The organism is Kosmotoga arenicorallina S304 (assembly GCF_001636545.1).
GTDB lineage: Bacteria > Thermotogota > Thermotogae > Petrotogales > Kosmotogaceae > Kosmotoga_B > Kosmotoga_B arenicorallina.
This window is the reverse complement of sequence record NZ_JFHK01000005.1, coordinates 158,579-165,012: the sequence shown is the minus strand read 5'-3', so window position 1 is coordinate 165,012 and position 6,434 is coordinate 158,579. Positions and strand designations below refer to the sequence as shown.

At 40.0% G+C, this 6,434-nt stretch carries 7 protein-coding genes and 1 pseudogene; 7 read left to right on the top strand and 1 reads right to left on the bottom strand.

Annotated features, from left to right (window positions below; translation table 11 throughout):
- The 7 genes and pseudogenes from AT15_RS04965 to AT15_RS04940 all read left to right on the top strand — a co-directional run.
- Positions 1–294 (top strand): annotated as a pseudogene (locus AT15_RS04965) (transposase); the annotation flags it as partial.
- 351 nt (positions 295–645) lie between these two features.
- Positions 646–1,569, top strand: a complete 924-nt coding sequence (locus tag AT15_RS04960) for a hypothetical protein (protein ID WP_068346963.1) — start codon at positions 646–648, stop codon at positions 1,567–1,569.
- A gap of 2 nt (positions 1,570–1,571) precedes the next feature.
- Positions 1,572–2,135, top strand: coding sequence for a hypothetical protein (locus AT15_RS04955; protein WP_068346960.1), 564 nt, complete (start codon positions 1,572–1,574; stop codon positions 2,133–2,135).
- Positions 2,136–2,195: 60 nt separating this feature from the next.
- Positions 2,196–2,342, top strand: a complete 147-nt coding sequence (locus AT15_RS10405) for a hypothetical protein (RefSeq protein WP_235598509.1) — start codon at positions 2,196–2,198, stop codon at positions 2,340–2,342.
- A gap of 87 nt (positions 2,343–2,429) precedes the next feature.
- Positions 2,430–2,927, top strand: a complete 498-nt coding sequence (locus AT15_RS10400; protein ID WP_068346958.1) for a hypothetical protein — start codon at positions 2,430–2,432, stop codon at positions 2,925–2,927.
- 6 nt (positions 2,928–2,933) lie between these two features.
- Positions 2,934–3,362 (top strand): S41 family peptidase, encoded by a 429-nt coding sequence (locus AT15_RS10395; protein WP_317133689.1) that lies wholly within the window; start codon positions 2,934–2,936, stop codon positions 3,360–3,362.
- 660 nt (positions 3,363–4,022) lie between these two features.
- A complete protein-coding gene (locus AT15_RS04940) occupies positions 4,023–5,261 on the top strand; it encodes a 6-phosphofructokinase (protein WP_068346954.1) in 1,239 nt (412 codons plus the stop codon).
- Between the two features lie 4 nt (positions 5,262–5,265).
- Here AT15_RS04940 and AT15_RS04935 read toward each other — a convergent pair whose 3' ends face one another.
- Complete coding sequence (locus AT15_RS04935) at positions 5,266–6,393, bottom strand: aldo/keto reductase (RefSeq protein ID WP_068346952.1); 1,128 nt, start codon at positions 6,391–6,393, stop codon at positions 5,266–5,268.
- Positions 6,394–6,434 lie beyond the last annotated feature (41 nt).

The window sequence follows — 6,434 nt, the reverse complement described above, 5'->3', positions numbered from 1 at the left end:
ATAGACACAAACAAAAGGAAAGATGTATCACTGGAAAAACAGTGTCAGGCTCGTTGGCTGGGCATTCAATTGAGGCAAAGCTATGCGGAGAAGTATAAAAACCGTTGGGAGATAGAAAGAACGATTAACATTCTAGAAGAGTATTTCACTCTGGAATACATCTGGTATGTGAGAAACAGGAATTATGATGCGGTATTGGGTTTGGCCATATTGGCATACAACCTCTGTGTTATTTTCAATGTCTTGAACAGCCGTCCTCACAGAAAGGTGGCTGATATTATTGGTTGTTACTGATTTTCGAGACACCCTAAAAATAACTTACTATATGATAGACTGTTATAGTAGAGTAACAATAGAGTAATTTTATGAAATTCCATAAACGAGAACGCGAGAAGACATTCTTCAAGAAGATTGTAAAGACCATGGAGGAAAGCTTGAAAGATTTTCCTAATAAAAAGGTTGTTCCGGGATGCTAAATACTTTTTCGAGGTAAAAAAAAGGAGATCTCGCTGTGATAATTCAATCAGAATGTTCTTATTTTTCCAAACGCTGGGTTTTTATATTGCCAAAAACAGATTCTTTATCAAATTCTCAGGGAGTATCATATGAACTGTTCTACCAAAATTCTTGTAAGGGGGAGGTAAAATGAAAAAAATAAGTTTCTTGATAACGCTTATTATCATTATGCTCGCGTTTTTGCTGACAGCTTGCTTTGCAGATCTTTCTGAAATTTATAACGAGGAAGCTGTAAACCAGAGTAAAGATAATACAACGAGCGAGGAAGCATCTAGCTCTATAAAAAAAGTACTCGTTTCTAGAGATTATTACACTTATGATGGATTAATAATAAAATCTGAATATTATGACTGCGAAGAAAACATAGAAAAAATCCTTTTTTATGACATAGAAGGCAATATAAGCAGAATAGAAGTGCTGGATCATGAAAAGAAAGAAATGGTTACCATTTATGATTCCGGTTCTAAATTTTCCGAGGTATTCGGAGATGAACTAGATCCAGGAAATGAAGGTACTTGGTTTGAGATTTCAACATATGAGGAGCCTCATATAAGTTATACTCCCGTTGAATCATGGTCTGATACACTTGGGCATTTGGCAAACATTACAGTTGGATATGTTGTAGGCGAATTTCTAGATATTTTTATTCCTTCTCCAGTAGCCAGTTTGATAGATTCAATATTATCCCAATATGTCGATTTGTCTCCGGAAAAAAACGCCACTCTCGCAATACAAGAGGGAAAAGTCGATATAGAAAAGATTGTTACAGCCAGAAATGACTCTCCTTATGTAAGCACAGACTGCGTTTATGCTCATGCAAGGCAGTATTATAGAAAAGATGTAGCTACCGCATTTATACCTATAGAATTTGATAGCTATGGTCTACCAACACGATATGAACCGGTTAGCAAAGAAGGCAATAAAAGCTTTGTGGGTGAGAAAAAATCTCCAAATTACTATGACAACGCAACGTTGATATCGATTGCCAGGTCAGTATGGGAAGACTATGTATTTACCGGCACATTAAATATCTGGAATGAGTGGTGGCAATAGATATGAGCGAAAAGAAGGTAATGTTACTGTTGATCGTTGTAACAGCGGTGATAGCTGTCTGTGTTTTCATTTGGTATTCAAATTCCGCACAAAAACCTGAGCAAGCGTACAGAGTGCTTTTTGAATACCATTCGTTCCTTAGTGATGTAATGGAGAGTGATTATTTGTTTAAGCGTGAGTCAACTAAATACACATTCGATAGTTATAAGTCAGACCATAAAAAAGAGAGCGAAATATTGTATAAGAAAGTCAGAAAATTACTCTACAAGCCCGGTGAATATAAGGCCGTTTTTCTGACGTACTACAAAGGAGAACTCGATAAAATTGGTTATGCACAGGTAGTCGATTATTGGGCAAGGGGAGGCAAAACTTGTGGTATAGCGACCAGAATACTCGAATACAATTCTGAAGAAGACCATCTAATAATGCTTGTTAAGAGCAGTTGCAAAGATGGAATTCAAATCATCCGGGAGTTGCAAGAACCCAGGCGATACTATCTCAAGAAAACCTTGTTTGGTTGGAAAATCGACTGGTTAAAATCAATGGCAGATATAGTCAATAATTAACGATCCAAAACACCTAATCAACTATTCTACTATCTGAATAATAACCATGGGGGGATTGGGGTGAATAAAATGAAGTTCATACTCATAGTGATCCTTTTACTCATCTCCACTTTCACAATAGCCGAAAAGCTTTTTACTCCCGAGCAGTTGAGAGAGGATTTAGATTTTCTCGTCTCCAAAATAGTTGAGGAGTTTTACAATCCATAGCTCAAGGTAGATGAAGATGTATTCTGGAATCTTGTCGAAAAGAAAAGAGCTCAATTAGACCACGATATGACCTGGTCGGAATTCTACATGATAGCTGCTCCGTTAATAGCCATTCTTCACGACCAGCATTCCTTTTTACGTCCTCCATCAGATGCAGTAATCAGAGTATTTCCATTTAGGTTGCACATTGTGAAAGATAAAGCAGTTGTAATCAATTCAGTCTGCGAACTGCCAGTTGGAGCCATTGTAACAAAGATCAACGGTATTCCGATTGAGAATATTATCCAGGAACTGGAAATGTATGGAACCGGTGAAACTCCAGAGAGTAGACTTAATTTTCTGGTGAATTACTTCATCCAGGCATTACCTGAATGGTGGGGAATCGAGGAATTTGAGATTACATATCTTTACAAAAATGAAGAAAAAGTACTGAATTTGGAAGCTACAAGTTCAAAGGATTATAGATGGATTACTCAATCAGTAAGAGAAAGGAACCCATCATTTGAGTTGTATGGCTCTATTGGAGTTTTGAAAGTTCCGAGTTTTAATGGATCATATAAGAATGAAACAGTAAAGAAAATGTAGGAAGCGATAGATAGCGACATCACCAATCTAATTATTGATGTTAGAAGCAATTCGGGAGGTAGTACAGGAAACGTAGTGAGTCTCCTGCAATATTTTGTAGATAAACCAACGAAATTGGCCAAAGGAATCGGGGCGAAATCTTATACAAGGGAAGTAGTTAAATACGCTATTTTAGATTATGGTGTGAATGTGTATCCTACGAAGAAACAGTTTTCTGGAAAGCTGTGGATTCTAACGGATGAAGATATTTTTTCCGCTACTCTCATATTTCTTGGTTTTTTGGTAAGAGAAGGCATTGGAACGATTCTCGGAGAAAGGGCAAGCGAAGCAGCGAATTTTGGGGCTAATCGACAGGAATATTTATTCCAAACACAAAATGCATCGCAAATCTGTCAAAAACGAGGATCTTGCTTCTTGAAGAGAGAAGACATATAGAGCCGGATATTCCCCATAAACCTGAGCCTTGAAGAAAAAATATCTTGGCTAATTGGTGAATCCGACCCCATGCTTGACGAAGCTCTGCGAATTGTCGAAAGGGCATCAGAAGAGCAAAAAAGTATGGAGGTGAAGTAAAGTAGAAACCAGTATTTCAATACTCTCGTGACTCGTAACTTGGTTCTTCTCCGCCGCAGGCGCACAGCCATTCCGGAGGAATGCAAGGCCGTGACGTAGTCAAGCATAGCCTGGGCGAAGCCCAGCATGGCTATTTTATTGTTTTTCTCGCAACTCATGACTCGATTCTCAGTCTCTCGCTTCTTGGCTTGCGAAGCCACGTACAACCGACAACGAACCGAGCGGAGTTTCTTCTCGTCATCTCGGATTCCCGATTACTCTCGTAACTCGTAACTTGGTTCTTCTCCGCCGCAGGCGCATAGCCATTCCGGAGGAATGCAAGGCCGTGACAAAGTCACGCGTAGCCTGGGCGTAGCCCAGCATGGCTATTTTTATTGTTTTTCTCGCAACTCTTTACTCGAAACTCGGTGCTTATTTTCTCAGCTCTCGGATCTTGTAATTCTTTTCTTACCCTCACTCCACCAATTGACAGCCTCACTTTGTGCTATAATCATCAACAACAAAGAATGAGGGGGCTTCTTTATGAGCAAAAAGAATCTAATATATGGCCAATCTGGCGGTGTTACTTCTGTTATAAACGCTTCCGCTTATGGAGCGATAGTTGCAGCTCTGAACAATCCCGAAATCGAAAAGGTTTATGCCGGGAAGAACGGTATTAGCGGTATTTTGAGGGAAGAATTTTTTGATCTTGGCAAAGAGCCAAGAGATGAGATCGCGAGAATACCTTACACTCCGGGAGCCATATTTGGTTCGTGCCGGAAAAAGCTAAAGACTGAAGAAGAGTTCAAAAGGCTTTTTGAGATTTTTGATGCACATAATATTGGGTATTTTCTTTACAACGGTGGCAACGATTCTATGGAAACGGTTCACCAGATAGCAATAAAGGCAAAAGAGCTTGGATATGATCTTAAGGCCATTGGCATTCCCAAAACCGTGGATAATGACCTGATGCACACGGACCATTGCCCGGGATACGGTTCAGCGGCAAAATTCACAGCTATTTCAATTCTCGAAGCAACCAGAGACCTGGAATCGATGCATACTGACTCAACTCAGGTTTTCATTCTCGAATCAATGGGCCGTTATGCGGGTTGGCTTGCCGCATCTGGTGCTCTTGCAAACATGAACGGAGAACATGGCCCTCAAATCTTTCTTCTCCCTGAGGTTCCTTTTGATGAGAAGAAGTTCTTATCAAAAGTTGAAGAGGTAATAGCAAGAGACGGTTATTGCAGCATAGTGGCCGCTGAAGCTTTGAAGGACTCCAAAGGGAATTACATCTCTACCGAGGATTATCTGGATGCTTTTGGGAACGTTCAGCTTGGAAAGATAGGTATATATCTTCAAAAGCTGATTCGCCAGCACCTCGGCAGAAAAGTTCACACCGCTTTGCCGGATTATCTCCAAAGATCTTCAAGACATGTCGCGAGCCTTACAGACTGGCAGGAAGCCATAGAAGTTGGGGCTGCAGCTGTTAAGTTTGCTACTAGAGATGGATTGACCGATATCATGGTCTCAATAGTGAGAGATAATGACTATCCCTATTTAAGACATTATGAGCCTGTTGAGCTGTCAGGTGTGGCTTCCGCAGTAAAATATCTCCTGAAGGAATTTATCTCAAAAGATGGTTTCGGAGTAACAACTGAGTTTGTGGAGTATGCTAAACCTTTAATTGAAGGCGAAGCCCCTGTTAATTACATGAGGGGAATCCCGCTTTACGCGGGATTGAAAAAAGTCCCCATTGAAAAGAAATTGAAAGGCTAAGCTTTCAATCAGTTTCAAGAGTTTCGGCTACTTTTTTTAGCAATGAGATAATAGGGAGATTCTGTGGGCATTTTGGCTCACAGCTACCGCACTCGATACAATTTGAAGCCCTCTGCTCGGGCTTTGAAAAGTTCATATAAGCCCACTTAGCCCCTTTTAGATCATCAAACATAAAAGCGTTGTTGTATTGCTGAAAGGCATAGGGAATATTTACGCCATTAGGGCACGGGAGGCAGTATTCACAGGCGGTACAATTAATCTTGATCCTGTCCAGAAAGATCTTTCTGACTCTGTCAATTATTTCTATCTCTGCCTTTTTTAAGGAATTTTCTTTCCCATCATCTGCTGCTTTGATGTTCTCTATAACTTGTTCCAGAGTTGACATTCCGCTGAGGAGCAAAGAAACTTCGGGATGGTTCCATACCCATCTGAGTGCCCAATATGCTGGTGTCCTTCCCGAAGGACTTAACAACTTCAATGCTTCTTTGGGTACATTATTCGCGAGTTTTCCACCTCTCAGGGGTTCCATGACCACCACATCGATGCCCTTCTTTGCAGCGTAATTCAAGCCTTCTTGACCCGCTTGATATTCTATATCAAGATAATTGTATTGAATCTGGCAGAAATCCCAATCATAGCTGTCAATTATCTCTTTGAAGACCTCTAAATTGTCATGAAAGGAAAATCCCACATGCCTTACTCTTCCCTCAGAAAGTACCCTATTTAGAAAACTATCAAATCCTAACCTTTTCATGTTTTCCCATTTCTTTTTGTCTAAAGCGTGTAATAGATAAAAATCTATATAATCTGTTTGCAGCCTTTGAAGCTGTTCATTCAGGTATTTATCCATATCTTCCTTTGTGTTTACAAGCCAGGTTGGGAGCTTTGTTGCCAGAAATATCTTCTTTCGGTATCCTGTCTTTTTCAGGAATTCCCCAACAAAGGGTTCGCTTTCCCCGCTATGGTAAGGATAAGCTGTGTCGAGATAATTAACACCATGCTCAATGGCATATGAAAGCATTTCTGAAGCCTTTTCCCTGTCGATTTTTCCATCAACAGTAGGGAACCGCATACATCCAAAACCCAGTATGGAAACCTTTTCTTTAGCTTTGCGCATTTCTCTGTAAATCATAAAAATCCTACCTCCATTTCATTTATCTTAAATTTTAGTGA